This is a genomic window from Virgibacillus oceani, from assembly GCF_014638995.1.
Lineage (GTDB): Bacteria > Bacillota > Bacilli > Bacillales > Amphibacillaceae > Virgibacillus_E > Virgibacillus_E oceani.
The window spans coordinates 45,757-69,712 of sequence record NZ_BMFR01000014.1 but is presented as its reverse complement, the minus strand read 5'-3'; the positions used below and the strand labels follow the sequence as shown (position 1 = coordinate 69,712).

Annotated in this window: 28 protein-coding genes and 1 other RNA gene; 24 read left to right on the top strand and 5 right to left on the bottom strand. The window is 37.8% G+C overall.

The window, feature by feature from the left end:
• The first annotated feature begins 3 nt into the window (after positions 1–3).
• The 4 genes from IEV74_RS14970 to acsA all read left to right on the top strand — a co-directional run bounded on the left by IEV74_RS14970 (position 4) and on the right by acsA (position 4,494).
• Complete coding sequence (locus tag IEV74_RS14970) at positions 4–1,494, top strand: UDP-N-acetylmuramoyl-L-alanyl-D-glutamate--2,6-diaminopimelate ligase (RefSeq protein WP_188456186.1); 1,491 nt, start codon at positions 4–6, stop codon at positions 1,492–1,494.
• 38 nt (positions 1,495–1,532) lie between these two features.
• Complete coding sequence (cuyB, locus tag IEV74_RS14965) at positions 1,533–2,243, top strand: cysteate racemase (protein WP_188456185.1); 711 nt, start codon at positions 1,533–1,535, stop codon at positions 2,241–2,243.
• A gap of 72 nt (positions 2,244–2,315) precedes the next feature.
• Entirely contained in the window at positions 2,316–2,519 is a 204-nt protein-coding gene (locus IEV74_RS14960; RefSeq protein ID WP_188456184.1) for a hypothetical protein, read from the top strand.
• A gap of 259 nt (positions 2,520–2,778) precedes the next feature.
• The gene (gene acsA, locus IEV74_RS14955) at positions 2,779–4,494 is read left to right on the top strand and encodes an acetate--CoA ligase (protein ID WP_188456183.1); all 1,716 of its coding nucleotides are present in this window, start codon (positions 2,779–2,781) and stop codon (positions 4,492–4,494) included.
• 122 nt (positions 4,495–4,616) lie between these two features.
• Here the strand turns inward: acsA and hmpA are convergent, their stop codons facing one another.
• A complete protein-coding gene (gene hmpA, locus IEV74_RS14950; RefSeq protein WP_188456182.1) occupies positions 4,617–5,846 on the bottom strand; it encodes an NO-inducible flavohemoprotein in 1,230 nt (409 codons plus the stop codon).
• Between the two features lie 291 nt (positions 5,847–6,137).
• Here hmpA and IEV74_RS14945 point away from each other — a divergent pair, with 291 nt between their 5' ends.
• Both IEV74_RS14945 and IEV74_RS14940 read left to right on the top strand, forming a co-directional pair.
• On the top strand, positions 6,138–6,575 hold the full coding sequence (locus IEV74_RS14945; protein WP_188456181.1) for an Rrf2 family transcriptional regulator: 438 nt from the start codon (positions 6,138–6,140) through the stop codon (positions 6,573–6,575).
• Between the two features lie 69 nt (positions 6,576–6,644).
• A complete protein-coding gene (locus IEV74_RS14940) occupies positions 6,645–7,160 on the top strand; it encodes a type 1 glutamine amidotransferase domain-containing protein (protein WP_188456180.1) in 516 nt (171 codons plus the stop codon).
• 189 nt (positions 7,161–7,349) lie between these two features.
• Here the strand turns inward: IEV74_RS14940 and IEV74_RS14935 are convergent, their stop codons facing one another.
• Together IEV74_RS14935 and IEV74_RS14930 are read right to left on the bottom strand one after the other, a co-directional pair.
• The gene (locus IEV74_RS14935; RefSeq protein WP_188456179.1) at positions 7,350–8,648 is read right to left on the bottom strand and encodes a glycoside hydrolase family 18 protein; all 1,299 of its coding nucleotides are present in this window, start codon (positions 8,646–8,648) and stop codon (positions 7,350–7,352) included.
• Positions 8,649–8,718: 70 nt separating this feature from the next.
• Positions 8,719–9,252: a cysteine hydrolase family protein gene (locus IEV74_RS14930; RefSeq protein ID WP_188456178.1), complete on the bottom strand. Its 534-nt coding sequence runs from the start codon at positions 9,250–9,252 to the stop codon at positions 8,719–8,721.
• Positions 9,253–9,335: 83 nt separating this feature from the next.
• Here IEV74_RS14930 and tadA point away from each other — a divergent pair, with 83 nt between their 5' ends.
• From tadA to IEV74_RS14895, 7 genes are all read left to right on the top strand, one after another.
• Entirely contained in the window at positions 9,336–9,806 is a 471-nt protein-coding gene (gene tadA, locus IEV74_RS14925) for a tRNA adenosine(34) deaminase TadA (protein ID WP_188456177.1), read from the top strand.
• A gap of 64 nt (positions 9,807–9,870) precedes the next feature.
• Positions 9,871–10,136, top strand: an RNA gene (ffs, locus tag IEV74_RS14920) — signal recognition particle sRNA large type.
• Between the two features lie 290 nt (positions 10,137–10,426).
• Complete coding sequence (gene dnaX, locus IEV74_RS14915) at positions 10,427–12,112, top strand: DNA polymerase III subunit gamma/tau (RefSeq protein ID WP_188456176.1); 1,686 nt, start codon at positions 10,427–10,429, stop codon at positions 12,110–12,112.
• Positions 12,113–12,190: 78 nt separating this feature from the next.
• Positions 12,191–12,502 (top strand): YbaB/EbfC family nucleoid-associated protein, encoded by a 312-nt coding sequence (locus tag IEV74_RS14910; RefSeq protein WP_188456175.1) that lies wholly within the window; start codon positions 12,191–12,193, stop codon positions 12,500–12,502.
• Between the two features lie 11 nt (positions 12,503–12,513).
• On the top strand, positions 12,514–13,110 hold the full coding sequence (gene recR / locus IEV74_RS14905) for a recombination mediator RecR (protein ID WP_188456174.1): 597 nt from the start codon (positions 12,514–12,516) through the stop codon (positions 13,108–13,110).
• Between the two features lie 10 nt (positions 13,111–13,120).
• Positions 13,121–13,339 (top strand): YaaL family protein, encoded by a 219-nt coding sequence (locus IEV74_RS14900; RefSeq protein WP_188456173.1) that lies wholly within the window; start codon positions 13,121–13,123, stop codon positions 13,337–13,339.
• Between the two features lie 72 nt (positions 13,340–13,411).
• Positions 13,412–13,678: a pro-sigmaK processing inhibitor BofA family protein gene (locus IEV74_RS14895; protein WP_188456172.1), complete on the top strand. Its 267-nt coding sequence runs from the start codon at positions 13,412–13,414 to the stop codon at positions 13,676–13,678.
• 213 nt (positions 13,679–13,891) lie between these two features.
• On the opposite strand, the gene IEV74_RS14890 is transcribed toward IEV74_RS14895, so the two are convergent.
• The gene (locus IEV74_RS14890) at positions 13,892–15,070 is read right to left on the bottom strand and encodes a hypothetical protein (protein WP_188456171.1); all 1,179 of its coding nucleotides are present in this window, start codon (positions 15,068–15,070) and stop codon (positions 13,892–13,894) included.
• A gap of 833 nt (positions 15,071–15,903) precedes the next feature.
• Between IEV74_RS14890 and IEV74_RS14885 the strand changes: the two genes are divergently transcribed.
• The 11 genes from IEV74_RS14885 to rsmI all read left to right on the top strand — a co-directional run bounded on the left by IEV74_RS14885 (position 15,904) and on the right by rsmI (position 23,406).
• On the top strand, positions 15,904–16,095 hold the full coding sequence (locus tag IEV74_RS14885; protein ID WP_188456170.1) for a sigma factor G inhibitor Gin: 192 nt from the start codon (positions 15,904–15,906) through the stop codon (positions 16,093–16,095).
• Between the two features lie 167 nt (positions 16,096–16,262).
• Positions 16,263–17,699 carry an aminotransferase class I/II-fold pyridoxal phosphate-dependent enzyme gene (locus tag IEV74_RS14880; RefSeq protein WP_188456169.1) on the top strand — a complete coding sequence of 479 codons (1,437 nt, stop codon included), beginning with the start codon at positions 16,263–16,265 and terminating at the stop codon, positions 17,697–17,699.
• Positions 17,696–18,334: a dTMP kinase gene (tmk, locus tag IEV74_RS14875; RefSeq protein WP_188456168.1), complete on the top strand. Its 639-nt coding sequence runs from the start codon at positions 17,696–17,698 to the stop codon at positions 18,332–18,334. The genes IEV74_RS14880 and tmk overlap by 4 nt, the downstream gene beginning before the upstream one ends.
• Before the next feature lie 14 nt (positions 18,335–18,348).
• Positions 18,349–18,678: a cyclic di-AMP receptor DarA gene (darA, locus tag IEV74_RS14870; protein ID WP_099158919.1), complete on the top strand. Its 330-nt coding sequence runs from the start codon at positions 18,349–18,351 to the stop codon at positions 18,676–18,678.
• Between the two features lie 42 nt (positions 18,679–18,720).
• A complete protein-coding gene (locus IEV74_RS14865; protein ID WP_188456167.1) occupies positions 18,721–19,158 on the top strand; it encodes a YaaR family protein in 438 nt (145 codons plus the stop codon).
• A 19-nt stretch (positions 19,159–19,177) separates the two neighbouring features.
• The gene (gene holB, locus IEV74_RS14860) at positions 19,178–20,167 is read left to right on the top strand and encodes a DNA polymerase III subunit delta' (RefSeq protein WP_188456166.1); all 990 of its coding nucleotides are present in this window, start codon (positions 19,178–19,180) and stop codon (positions 20,165–20,167) included.
• Positions 20,168–20,172: 5 nt separating this feature from the next.
• Entirely contained in the window at positions 20,173–21,000 is an 828-nt protein-coding gene (locus IEV74_RS14855; RefSeq protein ID WP_188456209.1) for a PSP1 domain-containing protein, read from the top strand.
• Between the two features lie 58 nt (positions 21,001–21,058).
• Positions 21,059–21,370 carry a DNA replication initiation control protein YabA gene (yabA, locus tag IEV74_RS14850; protein WP_188456208.1) on the top strand — a complete coding sequence of 104 codons (312 nt, stop codon included), beginning with the start codon at positions 21,059–21,061 and terminating at the stop codon, positions 21,368–21,370.
• 159 nt (positions 21,371–21,529) lie between these two features.
• A complete protein-coding gene (locus IEV74_RS14845) occupies positions 21,530–22,273 on the top strand; it encodes a tRNA1(Val) (adenine(37)-N6)-methyltransferase (protein WP_188456165.1) in 744 nt (247 codons plus the stop codon).
• On the top strand, positions 22,263–22,556 hold the full coding sequence (locus tag IEV74_RS14840) for a GIY-YIG nuclease family protein (protein ID WP_188456164.1): 294 nt from the start codon (positions 22,263–22,265) through the stop codon (positions 22,554–22,556). The genes IEV74_RS14845 and IEV74_RS14840 overlap by 11 nt, the downstream gene beginning before the upstream one ends.
• Positions 22,534–23,406 carry a 16S rRNA (cytidine(1402)-2'-O)-methyltransferase gene (gene rsmI / locus IEV74_RS14835; protein ID WP_188456163.1) on the top strand — a complete coding sequence of 291 codons (873 nt, stop codon included), beginning with the start codon at positions 22,534–22,536 and terminating at the stop codon, positions 23,404–23,406. The genes IEV74_RS14840 and rsmI overlap by 23 nt, the downstream gene beginning before the upstream one ends.
• 63 nt (positions 23,407–23,469) lie before the next feature.
• Here rsmI and abrB read toward each other — a convergent pair whose 3' ends face one another.
• Positions 23,470–23,748 carry a transition state genes transcriptional regulator AbrB gene (gene abrB, locus IEV74_RS14830; protein WP_188456162.1) on the bottom strand — a complete coding sequence of 93 codons (279 nt, stop codon included), beginning with the start codon at positions 23,746–23,748 and terminating at the stop codon, positions 23,470–23,472.
• Positions 23,749–23,956: the final 208 nt, after the last annotated feature.

Here is a 23,956-nt window from a genome sequence, read left to right as displayed (position 1 = left end):
AATATGCTGTTAGAGTCTGTAGTAAGAGATCTTGATTTTACTATTGTAAAAGGAAATTTGGACGTTAAAGTTGAATCCATTGCCTACGATTCCAGAGAAGCTAAGAATAATTCTCTTTTTATAGCAATTTCCGGCTTTGTCGTGGATGGACACGATTTTATTACAAAGGCAATTCAAAAAGGCTCAACTGTAATCGTTGTAGAAAAAGATATACAGATTGATAGCGATATAACAGTTCTAAAGGTGCCTGATACAAGAGATGCAATGGCACTTATTGGAGCCAACTTTTACCATAACCCAACTAAAGATTTCAATTTGATTGGTATCACTGGAACAAATGGGAAAACATCAACAACATATTTTATCAAATCCATTTTTGAACAGGCTAAACGATCAATCGGATTAATTGGAACGATTGGTACGGTAATCAACAATAACGTAACAAAAAATAAAAACACGACACCTGAATCACTGGATTTACAAAAGATTTTTGCTGATATGGTCGAGGCGAAAAGTGATAATTGTATAATGGAAGTGTCATCCCATGCATTAAGCCTTAAACGTGTTGCCCATAGCAGCTTTAATATGGGGATTTATACAAATTTAACACCAGATCATTTAGAGCTGCATAATACAATGGAAGAGTATTTTGAAGCGAAAGCAATGTTATTTGACCTAACCAGTGACTATAATATTGTAAATGCGGACGATGAATACGGTCAAAAGCTTATGAAGCGCATCGAAAAGTATGATACGGAGCTTATTACGTATGGAATCGATACAAAAGCTGAAATTTATGCAACAAATATAAATTATTCCTTTGAGCATACGACGTTTACTGTTCAGACCCCTAAGGGTAAATTTGACGTGAAAGTAAATCTGCCTGGAAAAATTTATGTCTACAATAGTTTAGCGGCAATCGCTTGTGCATATTGTGCGGGTATTGAGGTGAAGGATATTCAGGCAGGTATCCGTAATGTGGAAGGAATAAAGGGACGACTTGAGGTTATTTACAAAGAAGATGACTACAGGATTGTTGTCGACTTTGCTCATACAGAGGATAGCTTGGAAAAGGCATTAACAACATTAAGACCCTATACAAAAGGAAAAATTATTCTGGTGTTTGGCGTTTATGCCCCTGGTGATAAGCGGGGCTTGAGCAAAAGGCGTTCGATGGGAAAAGTGGCTGCCAAATACGCGGATTTTTCTGTCGTAACTTCGGACAACCCTAAAGAATATGATCCTAATTTAATTATTGATGAAATTAGTGAGTCGATCGATGAGGAAACATCTTCCTATAATAAGGTTTTGGATCGTGAGGAAGCAATTAAATTTGCGATTGATATTAGTGAAAAGGGAGATACCATTCTTATAGCAGGAAAAGGGCATGAAACAGCGCAAATAATTGGTAAAGAAGAAATTCCTTTTAATGAAACGGAGATTGTTGAAGATTTTATGAACCAACGTGCCAAGACACGTGAACGGGCAAGGTAATAATAGAAGACTATACGGTATGTAAAGTAGGTTTAAAGATGGAGAAAAAAAGTCTAGGTGTATTAGGTGGAATGGGTCCCATGGCTACATCCGTATTTTTTGAACATGTGATTGAAAACACGGTTGCAGCGTCTGATCAGGATCATATTAATATGGTCATACTTAATCATGCAACATTACCTGACAGAACGGATGTAATATTGAATAATATAGGGGATACATTCCTTGAGCCTATTAAAAAAGATATTCAAACACTTGAAACGATCGGTGTTGAAAATATTGCTATCCCATGTAATACGTCGCACTATTTTTATGATGAAATGCAGAAATCTACTGACATTAACATTATCAACATGGTCGGAGAAACGATTAATGAGATAGCTGGAAAATACGGGGAAAATAGTAAAATAGGTCTTTTAGCAACGAACGGAACAGTTGAAAGCGGTATTTATCATAATGAATGTGCAAAGTATAATATGGAAATGTATACGCCGAATGATACGATACAACAAAAGGTCATGGATATTATATATGGTATCAAAAGTGGAACTGATGTAAGTGTCGGCGCCTTTGAAATGATCATTGAAGAGCTGATCAGTAAGGAAAAATGCAATTGTGTTATCCTAGCTTGTACAGAATTATCTACTATTAAGCTGCGTGAAGATAGTAGAAAATATAGTGTAGATGCCATGCAGGTACTTGTTGAGCGATCGATAAAATTATCCGGTGGTACTTTAAAAGCCAGATAAGGTATGAATTTTATACTTGTGCATATACTTTTAAAACGCCTGACTGAAACATAAGTGGAGGGAGTAATAGTTGTGGAGCTGAAACAACGTGAATACTTTGATGATTTTTTGACAGAGTCATTTAGCGATGACATTCATCACCGAGAACTTCGCTTATCTAGTAATGAAATGGAATCAATAAAAAAGAAATATCCAAAAGCTACAATAAAAGCATGTACATCAAACCAATCAACAGATGGAAAAATGTGGTTTGAAGTTACGATTCATCCAGTTTGAAAGTGTATCTCTTCTAAAGAGGTACGCTTTTTTAACGCTGCGGGCAGTAGCGACAATCTATGTGAAAAGGGGCTAAATTATAAAGTTTTAGTTCAAATCATGTTAAATACTTTAAAATTGTCACAGATTGTTCTAAAATAGAAGATAGTTACCAAAATGTTTAAATAATTATTAATTGCATGTTTGTTGCGATTAAATAATAACCTTTATTATAAAGAGGTTTTGTAACCGATTTCAAAATTTTAAATGAGGTGATTGGATGGATATGCAGCGAATTCCCGCAAGAGATGGAGATCATAATCTACAAAACTATGAAAAAGCGCGAGAAAACTTTTCATGGGATGACGTTAAAAAGAATTTTAGCTGGAATGAAACTGGAAAAGTAAATATTGCATATGAGGCAATTGACCGCCATGCAGCTGATCCAAACAAAAAGGATAAAGTGGCATTATTATATTCAGCGCCTGGCCGAGAAGAAAAAATGACGTTTGATGAAATCAGTAAACAAAGTAATCAATTTGCTAATGTATTAAAGAAATATGATATAGAAAAAGGAGACCGCGTGTTTCTATTCCTTCCAAGGAGTCCCGAATTCTACGTAACATTCTTTGGGATCCTTAAAACAGGTGCCATCGCTGGTCCATTGTTTGAAGCATTTATGGAGCAAGCTGTTCGCGACCGTCTTCAGGACAGTGAGGCAAAAATGCTCATTACAACACCAGAACTTTTAGAACGTGTACCACAGGAAGATTTACCTGATTTGGAAAAAATAGTTCTTGTTGGTGATCATAATGAAACTTCTGGAAAATACATTGACTTTGCTAGTGAAATGAAAGATGCTTCAACCGATTTCGATATAGAATGGGTTGATTTAGAGGATGGTATGGTGATCCATTACACATCCGGATCTACTGGAAAACCTAAAGGTGTCTATCATGTGCACAATGCCATGATCCAGCATTATGCAACTGCAGAATGGGTAATTGATTTAAAAGAGGATGATGTGTACTGGTGTACTGCTGATCCGGGCTGGGTTACCGGCACAAGTTATGGTGTATTTGCCCCTTGGCTGCATGGTGTAACGAATGTAATCCGTGGTGGTCGCTTTACACCGGATGATTGGTACGAAACGATTGATAAACACAATGTAACGGTTTGGTATACCGCCCCAACTGCATTGCGGAAATTAGTTAGTGCTGGTGAGGATGTTGTTAGGAAATATGACTTCTCCTCATTGCGCCATGTTATGAGTGTTGGGGAACCATTAAATCCGGAGGTTATTACATGGGGTCTAAAAGCATTTGATCTGCGAATTCACGATACATGGTGGATGACAGAAACAGGTGCGATGCTTATTGTTAACTATCCATCACTTGAAATTCGCCCTGGTTCAATGGGCAAGCCAATTCCAGGTATTGATGCATCAATTGTTGACAATGAAGGAAATGAATTACCGCCAAATCAGATGGGTAACTTAGCCATTAGAGAGGGTTGGCCATCCATGATGCGGAAAATCTGGAAGCGCCCGGAGAAATTTGAGAGTTATTTTATTAACGGCTGGTATGTTTCTGGTGACAGTGCATACAAGGATGAAGACGGCTATTTCTGGTTCCAGGGACGTTTGGACGATGTGATCAATACATCTGGTGAACGTGTAGGTCCGTTCGAAGTAGAAAGTAAATTGATTGAACATCCAGCAGTTGCCGAAGCGGGAGTTATCGGTAAGCCAGATCCAGAACGTGGCGAAATCATTAAGGCGTTCATCACATTAAACGATGGTTACGAGGATTCACCTGAATTACTAGAGGAAATCCGTGTGTTTATTAAAACGGGATTGGCAGCACATGCGGCACCTCGTGAAATTGAAGTGAAAGATACGATTCCAAAAACGCGCAGTGGTAAAATCATGCGTCGTCTGTTGAAATCATGGGAGCTAGGATTGCCTACAGGTGATACATCTACGTTGGAAGAATAAATTTAAATTAATTGCGGTGTATTGCTTACGTCTACACTTAAGGGGACTGGATGCGTCTGGTCCTCTTTTAATTTTGCCTAAATTTATAAAAAAGGGCACCATACAGGCACCCTTTCCATAGTTTATTCAGTAATTGCAGCAGCAGGTCCAAAGAATTCAAAGTTAATGTCGCGATCCGCCACGTCATATTTTTTCAAGTTTTGATACATTGCGCGCATAAACCCTTTTGGTCCACAGAAATAAAACGCTGCATCATTTGAAGGTAAAATGGATGTTAACCATTCGTAATCAATATATCCTTTTTTATCATAATTATCTTCATCACTAGGATTATCGTATACAGTATAAGCGTGAACATGGTTATACTGTTCCGCTATTTCTTTGACTCTATCTTTCATTGCATGTACATTACTGTTTTGCGCTGCGTGAATATAATAGATTTCGCGTTCCGGCTGTTGTTTTATTGTGCTCTCCAGCATACTCATCATTGGTGTTAATCCAACGCCGCCGCTTATTAAAACTAATGGTCTTGTATCATTTTGATTGAGCGTAAAGTCTCCAGATGGTGCACTGATTGATACTACTCCACCTTTATTAACCTTTGAATGCAAATAGTTTGATACGATACCAGCTGGATTATCTGCTAGAGCATCCTCACGTTTTACACTGATTCGGTAAATACCTTCACCAGGTGCACATGACAAACTGTATTGGCGCAAATGACTATGGGGTTCTCCGTCAATTTCTGCTTTTATGGTAATATATTGTCCCGGCTGATAAATAGGAAATGGATTGTCATCTACTGGTTCTAAATAAAATGAAGTAATGACATCACTTTCTGCAACTTTATCAACTACTTTAAAATCGCGGTAATCAACCCAGCCGCCGACAGTATCGATTGCTTCCTGGTACATTTCTTTCTCGGTATCAATGAACACACCAGCGATTACACCATATGCCTTTTCCCATGCACCGATTACATCCTCATTTGCCGCATCACCTAACACATCTTTCATTGCTAATAATAGGTTTTCACCAACAATTGGGTAATGTTCAGGCTTAATATTTAAGCTTTTATGTTTATGTGCAATCTGTTTAACTTGTGGTAAAATTTCTTCAAGCTGATCAATGTGCAACGCCGCAGCATAAACAGTATTTGCAAGCGCTTTTGACTGATCACCTTTCCTTTGATTGGTTTGGTTAAAAATATTTTTTAATTCAGGGTGATTTTCAAATAAAAGCTGGTAGAATCGCTTTGTAATTTCACCACCACGTTCTTGCAATATTGGTACTGTAGCTTTTACAATATCCCTAGTTTGTTGGTCTAATCCTGTTGTAACTTGTGTTGTCAAAACAAAGCACTCCCTTTTAAATTAAATTTGATACTCGGATTGAATTCAGCAGAAACAGCACGTCCAGCTTTTTGTGATTGCGATATAAGCAATAAAGACATAGAACGTTAACCCCATTTATTCTGCGTTCAGTGCTTATGCATTTCACTCCTGAACAGTTGGCGCTGCTTAATTTATAAAAGATGTATTTCAAATACATGTTTATTGTATAATGACTATATACACTGTTTCAATAGGGAAAACAGGCATTTCTGTTACAACTTTGTGAAATAATTAACAAGGAGTATATATATGAATTTAAAAAAATATACCGATTATGCATTACGGGTTTTAATTTTTACCGGAATGAAGCCGGAAGGTGAACTTGCAAGCATTAAAGAAATTTCCGAGACATTTTCCATCTCCCAGCACCATTTGAGTAAGATTGTGTTTGAACTGAACAAGCTTGAATTACTGGAAACAATTAGAGGTAGAAATGGCGGGATACGTCTGGCGAAAAAACCGGAAGAAATTAATGTAGGGAAGGTTGTACGAATACTTGAAGCGGATACCGTACTGCTGGAATGCTTTAATAAGGAGACAAATCACTGTGTTATTTCACCTGCATGTAAGCTAAAACACGTTTTGAACAAAGCATTGCATTCGTTTTTTGCAGTGCTTGAGGAATATACAATTAAGGATTTAATTGTGAACGACCATCAGCTACGAGAACTGATGGGAATTCAATAGACATGTTTTAATCTCTTTATAGATGGGAAGATTTTAAGTGTATCGACTTCCAAAAAGGAGAGATGAATCATGGGTAAGAAAATAGCATGTGTTATAACAAATATGTTTGAAGATGTTGAATATACGGAGCCACTCATGGCGTTTGAGGATGCTGGTCATGAAGTTGTTGCCATTGAGAAGGAAAAAGGCAAACAAGTAACAGGGAAAAATGGCAAGGCATCCGTGACAATTGATGAATCCATTGATAATGCCAATCCCGATGAATTTGACGCGTTGCTGATTCCGGGTGGCTTTTCGCCAGATCAATTGCGTGCCGATGATCGGTTTGTAGCCTTTGCTAAGCATTTTATGGATGTGAAGAAGCCTGTGTTTGCCATTTGCCATGGACCACAGCTGTTAATTACGGCGAAAACGTTAGAAGGACGAGCGGCAACAGGTTTTAAATCTATCCAAGTAGATATGGAATATGCCGGTGCAAAAGTTAAGGACGAAGAGGTTGTTGTTTGTGCTAATCAGTTAGTAACAAGCAGACAGCCGGATGACATTCCAGCGTTTAACCGGGAGGCACTAAACCTATTGAAATAGGGAATTAGGATGGCTGCCGACAAAAGTATTTAATCAAAGGAAAATCCGAACTATGATTGCTCAACTGGAATTTCTATTAGTTCGGATTTTTCTATTGTGTATTTATAATCCTTACTGCTAATTTCCGGAGGCTCCGACATAAGTAATTCTTGATAACCGTCCAGAATGCTAGTGGCTGAGTTTTTGATGTTAACTCATCCCGGGGTTTTTTCTAATATTAAATCGGTCCTGCAGCAATACCCAGTTCTGCGGAAAGGCTAGACCGAGTTTCCAGTAGCTGATTCCTAACAAATTTAACTCTTTTATCATATCAAATTTTGCCTGAATGGAGCGTGCATCCTCGAACCAGACCTCATGCTGGCTTCCTTGTTCATCCGTATAAGTGAAAAAGGGTGCTTGGGCTTCCTGATCATATTCAATTTGTACATTTTGTTCACGAGCAATTGCTATCGCCCGTTGTGGGCTGACAGCTTCTGCCGCTTCACCACCCTGTTCAAACGGCAGGGTCCAGTCATAGCCGTACAAATTTTGACCGAGCAATATTTTACTAGCTGGCATGACACTAAGTGCAAAATTTACTACTTTTCGTACCTCATCTATTGGTGAAACGGCCATTGGCGGTCCATAACTATATCCCCATTCATACGTCATTAGCACGACCATATCCACAATTTCCCCGTGTGCTGCAAAGTCATGTGCCTCATACACGATACCCGTTTGCGTTGCACTGGTTTTTGGCGCCAAGGCAGTTGAGATCATAAACCCTTCTGCATGTAACCGGTCCCTTGCTTTTCGTAAAAAAGCATTGTAATCCTCTCTATTTTCCGGTGGCAAAAACTCCAGGTCAAAGTGGACATCACGATAGCCACCAGCCTGTGCCGTTTGAACAATATTGTCTAATAAATTGTTTTGGATCGTTTGATTAGTTAGAATTGTCCTTCCTAATTCTGTTGAAAATTCACCTTCCCGCAAATTGGTCACAGCAAGCATCAGGGAAGCATTATTGTTTTCAGCGATTTGTCTCAAATTATCTAATGGCGGAGCGTTCAATGTGCCGTCATCGTTAATGGTATAACTAAACGGAGCAAGGTATGAAAGATATGGGGTCGTTTTATTTGCGGCATTAATTAATGTCTCTGAAACCGTCCCCCCGGTTGGTTCAATATAAGCGTTGGATGTAATATCACTTTTAGGCTGTGGGGGAATATATAAACGGAAACCAACCGGAAGTGTGTTTCCAACTGGGAAATTATTAATTTGTGCTAATTGCTGATAAGGCATGCCAAATTGCTGGGCAATAGAATAGAAACTGTCACCAGGCTGGACAAAGTAAAACTGTCCAATAATCGGAATGACTAAGGCCTGCCCAATCACAAGATCATTTGGTGCTTCCAGTTCATTAACATCAATAATGGCTTGGGTAGTTGTACGATAAGTTTCAGCAATAGAATCGATGGTTTCTCCTAGTTCCACAACATGAATTTGCAAGATAATTTCCTCCTCTCTGGCTTTTTACCCTACTTACACTATATGAGGAGAAAGCTGCAAATATGATTTTTTAAATATGTTTTGTATTTGCATTCATGACAGACCGCATTAGATATAGGGCATATTCATTTCCCCGTTTCTCATTTGATGCCATACAGTTTTCTGGAACATGTAATGTATAGTCATACATGTAAGCATCTTTAGCAGAAAATAAAATGCAAATATCTCCGGCAATTCCAGCCATAATCAGGTGTGTTTTGTTTAATTGAGTCAGCAGCGATTGCAATGGCGTTTGAAAAAAGGCAGAGTGTTTTGGTTTAATAAAAAAATAATCATCATCGTCTGGCTTTATGGCATCGATAATTTCCCGGCTATATTCATTCGTACAACGATCGATTATCTTTTTGAAATCTGCTTGCCAAAGGTCGTAATGGTCATTAATATAAATGACAGGCAGATTATTATTCTTGGCGAATGCTTTTAATCTTTGTAAATGTGGTAAAATTTCTTTTGTATGCTGAAGTAATTTTTCTGATCGTTCAAAGTTAAAGTCGTTAATAAGGTCAATAAACAGAACTGCGGTATTTTCAAGTTGAATATTCATCGGCTTGCTCCTTTCGTACTTCTTATATTTTTAACCTTAACCCTTTGATTTAAAACTTTTACATATAAAATGTGGTGATTGTAATGACGGATGAAAAATATATGCAAGAAGCAATAAGGCAGGCTTTGCTTGCACGTGAAGCGGGTGAGGTACCTATTGGCGCGGTGATCGTATATAAGGATGAGGTAATTGCCTGTGGCTACAATATGCGCGAAACATCGCAATCCACGTTATCACATGCGGAACTCATTGCGATTGAAGCGGCCAATAAAAAGATTGGAAGCTGGCGGTTGGAGAATTGTACGCTTTATGTAACGCTGGAACCCTGTCCGATGTGTGCAGGAGCAATTGTACAATCCAGAATAAAGCGAGTAGTGTTTGGTGCGTTTGATCCAAAGGCGGGGTGTGCAGGAAGTTTAATGAATCTGCTGGATGAGAATCGGTTTAATCATCAGGCAGAAACAGTATCAGGAGTGCTGGGGGATGAGTGCGGCAGGCTTCTAACTGAATTTTTTCGTACATTGCGCCAAAAGAAAAAAACGCAGCAGTCTTAGTTGTTTACTTGATGTCACGGATTTCCATTGCAATTAATAGGGAAAATAGTTATAATAAAATATGTCGTGCTAGGTGGGGAGGCAGCGGTGCCCTGTACTCGCAATCCGCTATAGCGAGACTGAATTCCCATCCGAGGTGGAGCGACTTTAAGGTCTGCCTTAAGGGAGTGGTGTTGACGCTTAGGTCCTGCGCAACAGAGACCCATGAATCCTGTCAGGTCCGGAAGGAAGCAGCAGTAAGTGGTCATCTCTGTGTGCCGCGGGGAAGCCTAGGCCGAGCCATGAACTTAAGTAACGCTTAGGGACGTTACATCGACGATGGGTGCACGGCATTACATATGATTGTTAAAGCTCTTATCAGTGTTGCTGATGGGAGCTTTTTTAGTACTTTTATTTTTGGATAATCACTCAAACCGGTCGATAAATGTTAAATTCAGTTGATAAACCATCACTACGGCCAATATCCACAAAACAAAACCCCAACAAGTTAATCTAACCAACTACAATTCTATGCTACCAATAGCCCAACAAACTTTTCCATAATGATTTTTCGCAATGGTTCACATTCATACCTAAAATCGGTTATAATTAGATAGAATTCACAAAGGGGAACGTATATTATGAGCTATCAGGCATTGTATCGTAAATGGCGTCCAAGAGTTTTTGCGGATGTTGCAGGACAATCACATATTACACGGACATTGCAAAATGCTATTGTACAGCAAAAATTTTCGCATGCTTATCTTTTTTCCGGCCCTCGTGGTACTGGGAAGACAAGTGCTGCAAAGATTTTTGCGAAAACAATCAATTGTGAGCATGCACCGGTTAAAGAGCCATGTAATGAATGTGCTTCTTGCCGCGGTATTCAGGATGGATCGATTTCTGACATCATTGAAATGGATGCTGCGTCAAACACGAGTGTGGATGATATTCGGGAAATACGCGACAAGGTTAAATATGCCTCTAGTTCTGTTCCTTATAAAGTATACATTATTGATGAGGTTCACATGATTTCCGTAAGTGCATTTAACGCATTGTTAAAAACACTAGAAGAGCCTCCGAACCACGTTGTATTTATTTTAGCAACAACAGAGCCGCATAAAATACCATTAACGATTATCTCTCGGTGCCAGCGTTTCGATTTCAAACCGATTTCGAATCAGGCAATTGTTGATCGTATGAAAACAATTATCGATGCTGAAGGGATTTCTGTCGCGCAAGAAGCATTGGACACGGTTGCACTTGCGGCAGAGGGTGGAATGCGTGACGCGTTAAGTATTTTGGATCAAGCGATTTCCTATAGTGAAGATCGTGTGGAATTAAACGATGTGCTGGCAGTTACGGGAGGCGTTTCCCAGCAAATTTTAACATCTATTGTTCAAGCAATGCACGATAAAGATGTACAGCAGGCATTACAACTCTTAGACGAATTAATTCAACGGGGGAAAGATCCAGGCAGATTCGTTTATGATCTCATTTACTTTTTACGTGATCTATTGCTTTATAAAAGCGCCCCATCGTTAGAAGGTATTCTGGAACGTGCTATGATTGATGATAGCTTTAAACATTTGGCAGAAAGTGTTCCGATTGATTGGATACAGGACGCAATTATGCAGCTGAATCAATGCCAGCAAGAGATAAAATGGACGAATAGCCCGAAAGTTTTTATCGAAATTGCAATACTTTCTATAACCAATCAATATGGGAAAAGTGAGGAAAGAAGCCCAGCTGATTCAGAAGCAGTTATAAAGCTTACACATAGATTAGAGCAATTGGAAAAAGAATTAAAGGCTTTAAAAGAAACACCGGCAGCCGCTAGTCAACCGGCTAGAACAGAAAAAAGGCGACCAAGCCCAAGACAATCGAAAAACAGTTACAAGATTCCGTATGAGAAAATTCGTTATGTCCTGCAAGAGGCGGAGAAACCAGCATTGAAACAAGTGCAATCAGAGTGGGCAAAATTTTTAAGTGCTTTAAAAGCAACGAGTGCCCCCGCACATGCGACGATTCAGGATAGTAAGCCTGCAGCAGCTTCTGATCAAGCACTTATTGTAGCATTCAAATATGAGATACATTGTTCACTTTTCCTCGATAACAGGGAAACAGTCGAATCTGTATTGGCGAAAGCCGTTGGGAAGAATTTAACGATTATTCCAATTCCTGAAAACAATTGGCAGGAATTACGCAATGAGTATGTGAATAAACAAGAGCAACCAGCTAACCAGCAAGAAAGTGAACAAGCAGACCCATTCATTGAGGAAGCTAGGAAACTGGTTGGGGATGATTTGCTGGAAATACACGATTAGAAAAACACAATCCGTTTTATTCTGGAAGTAAAAGTACCGATTTCTTAGTCGAATGATAAAATTTTGGGAGGCGTTATAATGAAAGGTAATATGGGAAACATGATGAAGCAAATGCAAAAAATGCAAAAGAAAATGATGAAGGCACAGGACGAGCTTCATGAGATGAGCTTTGAAGCATCTGCTGGCGGCGGAATGGTTACTGTTCTCGCTAATGGGAAAAAAGAAATTACGGATGTACAAATTAAAGAAGAAGTAGTAGATCCAGACGACATTGAAATGCTGCAGGATCTTATTTTAGCAGCGACAAACGATGTATTAAAACAAATTGATGATAAAACAAATGAAACAATGGGACAATTCACGAAAGGGTTACCTGGAGGAATGTTCTAGGAGGCATACGTATGTATTATCCAGAACCGATTTCCAAATTAGTTGACAGTTTTACAAAATTGCCAGGGATCGGACCGAAAACTGCAGTCCGACTGGCTTTTTTTGTGATAAATATGAAGGATGACGATGTATTGGACTTCGCTAATTCGTTAGTAAACGCAAAACGGGAATTAACACATTGTTCCGTTTGTGGTCATATTACAGATCAGGATCCATGCTCGATATGTCAGGATGATTCGCGGGATCAATCAGTTATTTGTGTTGTTCAGGATCCTAAAGACGTTATTGCTATGGAGAAAATGAAAGAATTTAATGGAAAATACCATGTTTTACATGGTGCCATTTCCCCGATGGATGGAATTGGACCAGAAGATATCAATGTTCCTGATTTACTGAACCGTTTAAAAGATGAAGATGTGGAAGAATTGATTTTAGCGACTAATCCAAATATCGAAGGTGAAGCAACAGCAATGTATATTTCCCGCCTCGTCAAACCATCAGGTATTCGGACCACACGAATTGCTCATGGACTTCCTGTTGGTGGAGATTTGGAATACGCTGACGAGGTTACGTTGTCTAAAGCTTTAGAAGGCAGAAGAGATTTGTAGGAGTGGCAGCATGAGTAGAAAAATAAAAAAGCGTGATGTGGATGAACAATTATTAGATTCTCTTATTACAGCGGAGCAGGAATGGAAACAAATCCGCTCTATTATGGAGAAAAGTATTGATCCAATGGGGAATGGGCTTTACCATGAACATCTTGCTAGAGCCAAATATTTATTTTTATTAAGAGAGGCACGGCACCGAAAAATTAGTGCAATTCGATACAATAAATAGCGATTTCAGTTCTTTTTCTAGATTTCCTTTCATATGTAGTAGAAAGGGGACAAGGAGAAGGAGTTGATAGATTTGAGCTCTACAGTAGTTATTTCCATTATGGTTGCATTAATTGTATTGCTGCTAGTTGTTGGTGCTCCTATTAAACCAATGCGCCTAATCGCGCATGGTACAGTTAAAATAGGAATTGGCATTTTGTTTTTGTTTTTCTTCAATGTGTTTGGTGGTGCAATTGGATTACACATTCCTATCAATCTATTTACCACTATTGTATCAGGATTTTTAGGCTTGTTTGGCGTAGCCTCACTCGCTGCCATTCATTTGTTTTTAATATCTTAGAATTAAATTAAAAAAAGACTGAGAATGTTCTTCTCGGTCTTTTTTGGATTAACTATATTTATATCCAAAACGTATCATCACATTTGGAAAAAATTGTGTTTTTTCAAAGTCAGCTATTTTATTCATGCTTGGTTACATAACCCCGGAATGTCTTGGACGTTTTTATACTTTAGAAAAAATTGTATTGGGTATAGTAGAAATGTACATAAGATTTCAATTAATTTCTTTTAAATTTAAAACATGAAATTTAGTGATTTCATTTTTATCCCTTGTAGCAAAACTTACTAACCCGTTATTTTCAATCGGTTTAGATACGATGGAATTGTTTTTCGTTAATTTATAATAAATTTTCTTTCGAAGATCTCCAATATATACATCATTCATAGCAAAACGAAAGATGATGTAGTGATCACCGAAAAGAATAGGGGAATCAACTGTTAATAAGTTATCGGTACTATAAATAATTTCATCATTATTAGAGTCATGACTTTTTGCTTTCAAATAACCTTCACCTGTATAGACGAAGAACTTTTCATTTGAAGTAAAATCCAAAATTTTGTCTTTTTGAATATAGCTCTTATGGTTACCCTTATTACTATATAAGCTTATATCAAAGTTTTTCTGGTCATTCTTAAATATAGATTTATATAACAAGACCCCATTTTTGATACCCTGTTGGATGATAAAATATTCACCTTTTTGTTTAACGGTCTCATGTAGAGTAGCTTTTGAAAGTATTTCAGGCTCATTGCTATTAAGATCCAATTTTACTAATTGTGAAATAACTTCACTATTCGTTGTGGTGTATTCTATCCAATTAACTGTGCTATTATTTGCTCTTACAGTAGGCGGAGGAGTATCTTTATAACTTTTACCAGTTCTAACCGTTTTAACATTATGGTTTTCAAAGTCATATGATTTTATTTTCCAATCAACATTTGTAATACTCCTAGTATCATATTCTGTCCAAAACAACTTTCCATCTGTCCCCGTCATGTTACCGATTCCTTTTGTCTCATATAATACTTTACATTTCATATCTGTCCGAGAGAATTCAATAATTCGATCCTTTTCATTTAAGTCTTGAATAAATACAATTACGTTTTCATCCGTGTAATCTGGTGCTATTAAGGACTTCGACTCACATGATTCACTTATATTATATACATCTTCCTTGATAGGGTGATCCCAGGTAGATACTAAGTCCATCTTATTATCATTATCTAAATGGTTATTTTTGTTTTCTTCTTGGCTTGAATTTTTGGACGTAGTTTGAACATCTTTTTCTATTGAATTCTTATTATCAACACTATTATTATCACATGAAACTAAAATAAATAATAACATTATATATATTGATAGATGAATAAAAATCTTAACTTTCTGTTTCAAGTTTTATCAACTCCATAAAATAGGAACCCGTCATTAGTTTAATGACGAGTCCATTTTTTTTACCAAATCATTGCTCTTCTAAAGTGTGCACTGTTAGCATCATAAACACCGCGATGAGGATGCCAAACATTTCCAAGAGTAACTCCTCTATTGCCCTGATCAAATGGATCGGTCAAACGTATTCGTGCAGGAGCAGTTCTAGTATCATAACCAGACACATTAAGAATATGACCTTCAACAGTTCTTGTATATTTAGGCATATACTGAGGAGGAATTTTTAAATCTAATACGGTTGGATAATTTTTCTTTGAATTAAATTCAAGCAGACTTGTATACGCGATGGTAAAACATCTCGAAAATTACCTTTTCATATTCAATTTGTTTTTTAGAATGCTTTGTTCGTTTAAACAAATATCATTCCCCCTTTTGGAACAGATCCAAACTACTATTTTTAATTAATTTATTATCTTTAATCCTACTAAAGTAATGATACATTTTCTACAATAAATTTGAAAAATTAGTAAATATTCTTCGTGTTAATAAAAATATTTTGATTACTTTATGGTTTATGATATCTATTGAATTTTTATATCCTTAACCCAATGATTGATCATATTTGCGTTTTATTCTTTGGAGTCTTGTTCTTTTCATACTATTAATTTCTTTCTATTTTAAGTTAACTAAAGCTGTCCAGGTTTATTTTGGTGCTTAAGATGTGGAAACAACCAAGCACTTTCTACATATAGTAAAGAATAAGAAAGTTTCTTTGATTCAAAGATTGCATGTATATATTTCGTTAGATTAGGAGATACTAAGCTAACGGAGGTGGGGAGATGAAACAAACTATTATTCATGAACGTTGTGGCATTTGCGAGGAAGAAAAGGAACAAGGAATTCACTTATACAAACTATTTATTTGCTGTGAATGTGAACGAAACATGATTCACACAGAGCCAAGAGAAGAAAAGTATCATTATTATCTGGAAAAGTTAAAAAACATGAATCAACCAAAATTATATTCATAGATTTCCATATGTCTAGCGAAAGTAGCCGGCCCCCTTGAGGTTTTACTTAGACTTGTCGGGGGTGAACAAGGCAATTGCGCTTTTCTTAAGGTCTTTGTAGCGAATTTACAAAGGCTTTTTTTGTTGCCATAATATAAATGTAGATGAAAAAAGAGGACGGAGACATTATGAACCATAAATCTATACCACTATTCCAAAAACTATCCGAATTTAGCAAGCAAAATCCAGTTTCATTCCATGTTCCAGGGCATAAAAACGGCGCAATTTTTCCGGAGAAAGCAATCGAAAGCTATGATCAGCTATTACCCCTCGACTTAACAGAATTAACTGGGTTAGACGATTTACATGCGCCAAGTGGGGTCATTACCGAAGCGGAAAAATTAGCTGCAGACTTTTTTGGAGCTGATCACACATTCTTTCTTGTTGGCGGGAGTACTGCTGGAAATTTAGCCATGATTCTGGCTGCTTGTAATGCCGGAGATAAAATCATTGTCCAGCGCAATTGTCATAAATCCATTATTAATGGGTTAGAATTAAGCGGGGCTATGCCTGTTTTCATCAATCCAGAATATGATAAATCTGTTGACCGTTACACAGCACCAAATTTAGCAACGCTTAAGCAGGCACTCGAGGAAAACAGTGATGCTAAAGCGGTAGTGTTAACCTATCCTGATTATTTCGGAAAAACATATGCGATAAAACAAATGATAGAAATAGCACATAAACATAATATACCAGTGCTTGTTGATGAGGCACATGGGGTACATTTTTCACTTGGGGAACTGTTTCCTTCATCATCTTTAGATCTTGGAGCCGATGTAGTCGTTCAATCCGCACATAAAATGGCCCCTGCTATGACCATGAGTTCATTTTTACATATCAAGTCTACGCGTATCGAAATGGGAAAGATCGCACATTATTTACAAATGCTGCAATCAAGCAGCCCTTCCTATCCTTTGATGGCATCGCTCGATATTGCGCGTTCCTTTTTAGCAGGGCTGACGCCGATTGAATTGGAAAACATACAAGCAAGTGTCTATCAGGTTAGAGAGTTAATGCAATCTAATGATGTCTGGGATCTCTTAACCTATGTGGAAACGGATGATTTACTAAAAATAATCATTCAAGTAAAGGATGGGTTATCTGGCCATGATGTGGCGCAAGCGTTTGAAAAAGAAGGGATTTACCCGGAGCTTGCAACCCATAATCAGGTACTGTTTATTCATGGACTCGCCCCGTTCAATGAACATTCCAAATTAAACCGTGCGATAAAAAGAATCAAGGAACAATTAAAAATCAGCTCGTATCATGCTACAATAGATATAGGAAGGTTATTTGTAAAGCCTATACAGAAACTAGCAGTATCCTATCAAACGATGAATCAATTACAGCCTGTATATGTACCGTTAAAAGAGGGAACAGGATATATAGCAGCGGAAGCAATAATTCCATATCCACCTGGAATCCCCTTGATATTAAAGGGTGAAATAATTACAACTGAACATATAGAAATAATCGAACAATTACTCGAACAAGGTGTTACGATACAGCATCGTGATTTAAATAAGGGTATTGGCGTTTTTAAAGGAGAAGAAGTTACGTGAACGGACATTTTATAACATTTGAAGGTGGCGAGGGTGCCGGAAAAACATCAATTCTCCCTTTTGTAGCTGCAAATTTAAGTAAACTTGGGCATGATGTGCTGACAACACGTGAGCCCGGTGGCATTGAAATAGCGGAGAAAATAAGACATATCATACTTGATCCTGTAAATACAAAGATGGATGGACGTACGGAAGCATTGTTATATGCCGCAGCAAGAAGACAACATTTAGTCGAAAAGGTATTACCTGCCTTAAAAAAAGGGAAGATAGTATTATGTGACCGGTTTGTCGATAGCAGTCTTGCCTATCAGGGGTATGCGAGAGGAATTGGGATGGAGGAAGTATTTACAATAAATCAGTTCGCCATCCAAAACTGTATGCCAAACCTTACTTTATTTTTTGATATTGAACCAAAAAAGGGATTACAGCGCATTGCGGCGAATAAAGATAGAGAAAAGAATCGTTTAGATTTAGAAACGATTCAGTTCCATGAACAGGTATATGAAGCATATAAAATAGTAGAGAGAAAATTTCAAGACCGCTTTAAGACGATAAATGCAGAACAGTCATTTGAACGAGTAGAATCAGATGCTACAAATGCAATTGTTTCTTATTTGGAAAAGACTAAATCCTAAGGGAGGTTCGAACGATGAAATTAATCATTGCGGTTGCACAAGATAAGGATTCCAATCGTCTTGTCGATGCACTTGGTGAGGAAAATTTTAAAACGACGAAGCTTGCGACAACTGGTGGTTTTTTAAAGGAAGGAAACACAACACTTATGATTGGTTGTGAGGACGAATACGTGGATGAGGCTCTACAGATCATTCGAGATAACTGCTCACAGCGCGAACAAATGGTAGCACCAATTTCTCCAATGGGCGGCAATGCAGACTCATACATTCCAAAGCCTGTTAAGGTAGAAGTTGGCGGAGCTACAGTGTTTATTCTGCCAATTGAGTCATTCTTTCAATTTTAAAACAAGGTTAGCCTAGCCACATCCTAAGGAGGGACTGATCCTATGAAAATAAGTCAGGAAATGCGTTCACAAATAGAAACAACAACAAAAAACGTTCGAACAGCGACAGGTCAGCAGACATTTGACGGCATAGTTCAGTCCCAAACACAAAAGCTGAAGCAGCAGGAGCTTCAGCAATTAATGAAGGACATTACCGCACAGGGAGATAAACTTGCCCGATTTCGTTCATTCCGGGATTTGGTCAAATTCAAACGCCTGGTGAAAGGCTTTTTAAAAGAAACTGTTTATAATGGACTTGATTTACAGAAATCGTACGGCTTCAGCTTGGATGGACAAAACCGTAAATTAGCCATTGTCAAAGAAGTAGATGAAAAGCTTGTTGAACTAACGGAAGAAATTATGAATCAGGAACAGAAAACCGTTGATTTACTAGGGATCATAGGTGAAATCAAAGGGCTTCTAATAAATTTATATACTTAGCATACAAGGATGGGAAACGATGAGGACATGGTCAGACGTAGCCGAGGTTCAGCCATTGGCGAGCAGAATAATAACGAATAGCATAATGAAAAATCGTATATCCCACGCCTATTTAATTCAAGGGGAACGTGGCACTGGGAAAGAAGAAATTGCTACGTTACTTGCAAAATATCTGTTTTGCGAAAATATCAATGGTACAGAACCATGTCAGCAATGTAATGCCTGTAAACGGATAGCTTCCGGTAACCATCCCGATGTTCATTGGATTGAACCAGATGGCTTATCCATTAAGAAAGATCAAATCGATCAATTGCAAAAAGAGTTTTCATACTCAGGCCTAGAATCAAATCGAAAGGTGTACATCATTAAAGATGCTGACACCCTAACTGCCAACGCAGCAAATCGCATCTTAAAATTTTTAGAAGAACCTAGTAAAGAAACTACTGCTATTATGCTTACAGAAAATGGTCAATCGATAATTTCAACCATTCGCTCACGCTGCCAAATCATAGATTTACAGCCATTAAATAGCCAACTTTTTGAACGGCAATTAATCGAATCTGGTATATCGGCGGGGAGTGCAAGACTTTTTAGTGCATTAACAAATAATTTTGATGAAGCAGTCGGTTTGAATCAAGATGAGTGGTTTGCGCAAGCTAGAAAGTTAATGGTACAATTAATAGAAATGTTTTCAACAAAGCCTGCTGATGCTTTTTTATTTATTCATAATAGTTGGTTATCTCATTTTAAAGAAAGGCACCAGCTTGAACAAGGATTGGATTTATTGCTGTTAGCATTTAAAGATATTCTTTATTATCATATGGGTAATGAAGGGGCAATGGTTGTTTTTACTAGTGATAATGCAAAACTGGAAAAGGCTAGTATGGTTTTTTCACAGGAAAAACTATTATCTATCTTACATACCATATTGCAGGCGAAACGAAAACTAAAGCAAAATGTTCATCCAGCATTAGTGATGGAACAGCTTACACTTCAAATACAGAGGTGAGAAAATTGGTTGAAGTGATTGGGGTTCGCTTTAAAAAGGCGGGTAAAATATATTATTTTGATCCAAGTGGTCATGATATTGTTATAGATAGCTATGTGATTGTGGAAACAATTCGTGGCATTGAGTTTGGAAAGGTTGTCATTGCCAGCAAGCAGGTTGATGAGGAAGATGTCGTGCTGCCTTTAAAGAAGGTTATTCGAATAGCTGATGAAAAGGACAAGCTGACAGTTGCCGAGAACCAGGAACGGGCAGGAGAAGCTTTTCAAACATGTTCAGAAAAAATTATCGAACATAATCTGGACATGAATTTAGTTGATGTAGAATATACATTTGATCGAAATAAAATAATTTTTTATTTCACAGCGGATGGACGTGTAGACTTCCGTAATTTGGTTAAGGACTTAGCTGCACTGTTTAAAACACGTATTGAGCTTAGACAAATTGGTGTCCGGGATGAGGCGAAAATGCTTGGCGGGATTGGCCCATGCGGACGAATGCTTTGCTGTTCAACATTTTTAGGAGATTTTGAACCAGTGTCTATTAAAATGGCAAAAGATCAAAATCTTTCGCTTAATCCAGCAAAAATTTCTGGTTTATGCGGCCGATTGATGTGCTGCCTAAAATATGAAAATGACGATTATGAAACAGCCAAGCGTGTATTGCCTGATTTAGGCGAGACTATTAATACACCGTTTGGTGATGGAAAAGTGGTCGGATTAAACATCCTCGAGCGGGTCATCCATATTGAAATACCGGAAAAAGAACGGGTAATCGAATATACATTAGATGAACTAATCGAAGAGGGAATTATTACAGCGCAAGCCACAGAATAGTGGGGTGTAATGAGGCGTGAACAAAAGTAAACGACATATTTTTGACCAAGTATCAGATATGGAAACACAAATTGGCGAACTATATGAACGACTAGGTGATTTAAAAGGAGAATTAGGTGAACTATTAGAGGAAAACCACCGCCTTGCCATGGAAAATCATCATCTGCGTAATCGCCTTAATAGCAGCAGCGAGGAGATCGAGGATTTAGATTATCAGGAGCATCCGTCAAAAGGAATACCTGGAGAAGGCTATGATAACTTAGCAAGGCTTTACGAGGAAGGCTTTCATATTTGCAACCTGGAATTTGGCAGTCCAAGACGAAATGAAGATTGCATATTCTGTCTTGATTTCTTAAGCAAAACGAAATAAAGTATGACATATAAGCTGTCTCCATGTCTTTTTACAAGACAAAGCGGGACAGCTTTTTACAATCAAATGTAACGTGAGATTGAAAAATTGAAAAATGGCTATTTCCCCCATTTTTTCAAACCCGATATCTTTCTGCGTTCTGTATGAAAGGAATATAACATGGTACAACTATTTGATGATGAACGACTTGATTATTTATTAGCTGAAGAAACGATGCAGATTATTCAAAGTCCGTCTGCCTTCTCTTTTTCTCTTGATGCTGTATTACTTGCTCATTTTGCTTATGTTCCTATCAAAAAAGGAACGATTTTAGATCTGTGCACGGGAAATGGTGTTATCCCATTATTATTATCGAGAAGGACAAACGCCAATATCAGCGGTGTAGAAATTCAAAAAAGATTATTCGATATGGCAGCAAGAAATGTAAAATTGAATGAATTAGAAAAACAGATCAACATGATACATGGTGACTTAAAGGAAATGCAGGAAATTTTAAAACAGAGCAGTTTCGATGTGGTCACTTGTAACCCGCCGTATTTTCGTACACCGGGTAAAATGGAGCATAATAAAAATGAATACTTAACAATTGCCAGACATGAGGTGTTTTGTTCGTTAGAAGATGTTGTACAAGCAAGTAAGCTGTATGTGAGACCTGGAGGTAAGGTTGCGATGGTTCACAGGCCAGGCAGATTGGTCGACATTATATCCTTATTCCGAAAATACAAGCTTGAACCAAAACGGATGCAGCTAGTTTATCCGAAGATGGGAAGGGATGCTAATATGCTTCTTATTGAGGGAATCAGGGATGGGAAAGCGGATCTCACCATCTTGCCGCCATTGTATATTTATAATCACGATAACACATATACCAAAGAGGCAGAGGATATTATTTATGGCAGATAAGGAGCATGTTGTATATATTTTAAAATGCAGAGATAACACGCTGTATACAGGATATACAAATGATTTATCTAAAAGACTCAGTATGCATGAAGAAGGCAAAGGAGCAAAGTATACAAGAGGCAGGGGCCCATTTGAAATTGTGTTTGTTAAATCATTTGTTACAAAAGAGGAAGCAATGCAAAGTGAGTACGCAATTAAACAGCTTTCCAGACGCCAAAAAGATCAATTGATACGGATGACCAAGAAAGAAGGGAATCGGAATGAACGTTCAAAAGAGCTTTGAGCAACATGCCAGTGGAACAATATATGTTGTTCCTACCCCAATCGGCAACTTAGAGGACATTACATATAGGGCGCTAAATACGTTGCATACCGTTGCCGTTATTGCAGCAGAGGATACCCGAAATACGAAAAAATTGCTGAATCACTTTGACATCAACACACCATTAGTTAGTTATCATGAGCACAACAAAGAAGTGAGAGGACAGCAGCTGCTAGTACGATTAGAAAATGGAGAATCGATAGCTATAGTTAGCGATGCTGGTATGCCCGGAATATCAGATCCAGGGTATGAATTGATAAATGCGGCTGTTGAATCAAATTTACCTGTTGTGGTATTACCTGGTGCAAATGCCGCGTTATGTGCTTTAGTGGGCTCCGGGCTGCCATCAACGGAATTTCTGTTTTATGGGTTTCTGCCAAGGAAAAAGAAAGATAAGCTTAGAGAGCTGGAACGGTTAGGTGTACATAAAGCTACTTTACTATTTTACGAATCACCATTTCGGGTAAAAGAAACCATTTCAGCGATATATGAACAGCTTGGTGATCGGGAATTGGCTATTGCCAGGGAATTAACAAAAAGATATGAAGAATTTGTCCGCGGAACTGCAAGTGAAATAATATCTTGGACAAACGATAAGGAATTAAAAGGTGAGTTTTGCATTGTAGTTGAAGGAAGTAAGGTAAGTGATGAAAGCCATGATCTTTGGTGGAGCCACCTGTCAGTAGTCGATCATGTAGCACATTATATGGAACAGGAGAACATGAAAAGTAAAGACGCGATTAAACAAGCAGCAGTGGATCGAAAAATGCCAAAACGTGAGGTATATCAAACATACCATATAGAAAATTAAAAAGTGGCCAACGTTAAGTAAAAAGAGCGTTGGCCACTTTTGGCACATCTGCATTTTATCTGCTTATTTGTTTAATCTAGATTGGATTTCTTCGATTAATTCTTTTGCTCCCTCAGGGCTAAGTACTAGTTTACCGTCCGCAAGCGAAAAGTTTTCATCGGATGTTTCCCCAGTAATATGGCATGTCATATTCGGTGTGTATTTTTTCAAAACAATTTTGTCGTTATCAACGTAAATTTCTAATGAGTCTTTTTCATGAATATCAAGTGTACGTCGCAGTTCAATTGGAATTACAACACGGCCAAGTTCATCAACTTTTCTTACAATTCCAGTGGACTTCATGTTTTTTATTCTCCCCTCATAGGTAAAAAAATGAATTTCGTCAAGTTTCGACAGGTTTCTAAGCAATATAGTACCAACCTTTACCATAAGTGTCAATAATTTTTTAGTTAAAAATAAAAATAAATGCGAAAATTGTATCACCTTATTTATCCCTTGTTTGCGGGCTCTGCAGTTGTTTTAAACAAATGCGTTAGTGGGTATAAATGGA

What these genes read in the sequence shown, in the direction of transcription:
- IEV74_RS14970 (WP_188456186.1), top strand. Translation starts at nt 4, where the DNA reads ATGCTGTTAGAGTCTGTAGTAAGAGATCTTGATTTTACTATTGTAAAA.
- cuyB (WP_188456185.1), top strand. Translation starts at nt 1,533, where the DNA reads ATGGAGAAAAAAAGTCTAGGTGTATTAGGTGGAATGGGTCCCATGGCT.
- acsA (WP_188456183.1), top strand. Translation starts at nt 2,779, where the DNA reads ATGGATATGCAGCGAATTCCCGCAAGAGATGGAGATCATAATCTACAA.
- IEV74_RS14945 (WP_188456181.1), top strand. Translation starts at nt 6,138, where the DNA reads ATGAATTTAAAAAAATATACCGATTATGCATTACGGGTTTTAATTTTT.
- IEV74_RS14940 (WP_188456180.1), top strand. Translation starts at nt 6,645, where the DNA reads ATGGGTAAGAAAATAGCATGTGTTATAACAAATATGTTTGAAGATGTT.
- IEV74_RS14930 (WP_188456178.1), bottom strand. Translation starts at nt 9,252, where the DNA reads ATGAATATTCAACTTGAAAATACCGCAGTTCTGTTTATTGACCTTATT.
- tadA (WP_188456177.1), top strand. Translation starts at nt 9,336, where the DNA reads ATGACGGATGAAAAATATATGCAAGAAGCAATAAGGCAGGCTTTGCTT.
- dnaX (WP_188456176.1), top strand. Translation starts at nt 10,427, where the DNA reads ATGAGCTATCAGGCATTGTATCGTAAATGGCGTCCAAGAGTTTTTGCG.
- IEV74_RS14910 (WP_188456175.1), top strand. Translation starts at nt 12,191, where the DNA reads ATGAAAGGTAATATGGGAAACATGATGAAGCAAATGCAAAAAATGCAA.
- recR (WP_188456174.1), top strand. Translation starts at nt 12,514, where the DNA reads ATGTATTATCCAGAACCGATTTCCAAATTAGTTGACAGTTTTACAAAA.
- IEV74_RS14900 (WP_188456173.1), top strand. Translation starts at nt 13,121, where the DNA reads ATGAGTAGAAAAATAAAAAAGCGTGATGTGGATGAACAATTATTAGAT.
- IEV74_RS14885 (WP_188456170.1), top strand. Translation starts at nt 15,904, where the DNA reads ATGAAACAAACTATTATTCATGAACGTTGTGGCATTTGCGAGGAAGAA.
- IEV74_RS14880 (WP_188456169.1), top strand. Translation starts at nt 16,263, where the DNA reads ATGAACCATAAATCTATACCACTATTCCAAAAACTATCCGAATTTAGC.
- darA (WP_099158919.1), top strand. Translation starts at nt 18,349, where the DNA reads ATGAAATTAATCATTGCGGTTGCACAAGATAAGGATTCCAATCGTCTT.
- IEV74_RS14865 (WP_188456167.1), top strand. Translation starts at nt 18,721, where the DNA reads ATGAAAATAAGTCAGGAAATGCGTTCACAAATAGAAACAACAACAAAA.
- holB (WP_188456166.1), top strand. Translation starts at nt 19,178, where the DNA reads ATGAGGACATGGTCAGACGTAGCCGAGGTTCAGCCATTGGCGAGCAGA.
- yabA (WP_188456208.1), top strand. Translation starts at nt 21,059, where the DNA reads ATGGAAACACAAATTGGCGAACTATATGAACGACTAGGTGATTTAAAA.
- IEV74_RS14845 (WP_188456165.1), top strand. Translation starts at nt 21,530, where the DNA reads ATGGTACAACTATTTGATGATGAACGACTTGATTATTTATTAGCTGAA.
- IEV74_RS14840 (WP_188456164.1), top strand. Translation starts at nt 22,263, where the DNA reads ATGGCAGATAAGGAGCATGTTGTATATATTTTAAAATGCAGAGATAAC.
- rsmI (WP_188456163.1), top strand. Translation starts at nt 22,534, where the DNA reads ATGAACGTTCAAAAGAGCTTTGAGCAACATGCCAGTGGAACAATATAT.
- abrB (WP_188456162.1), bottom strand. Translation starts at nt 23,748, where the DNA reads ATGAAGTCCACTGGAATTGTAAGAAAAGTTGATGAACTTGGCCGTGTT.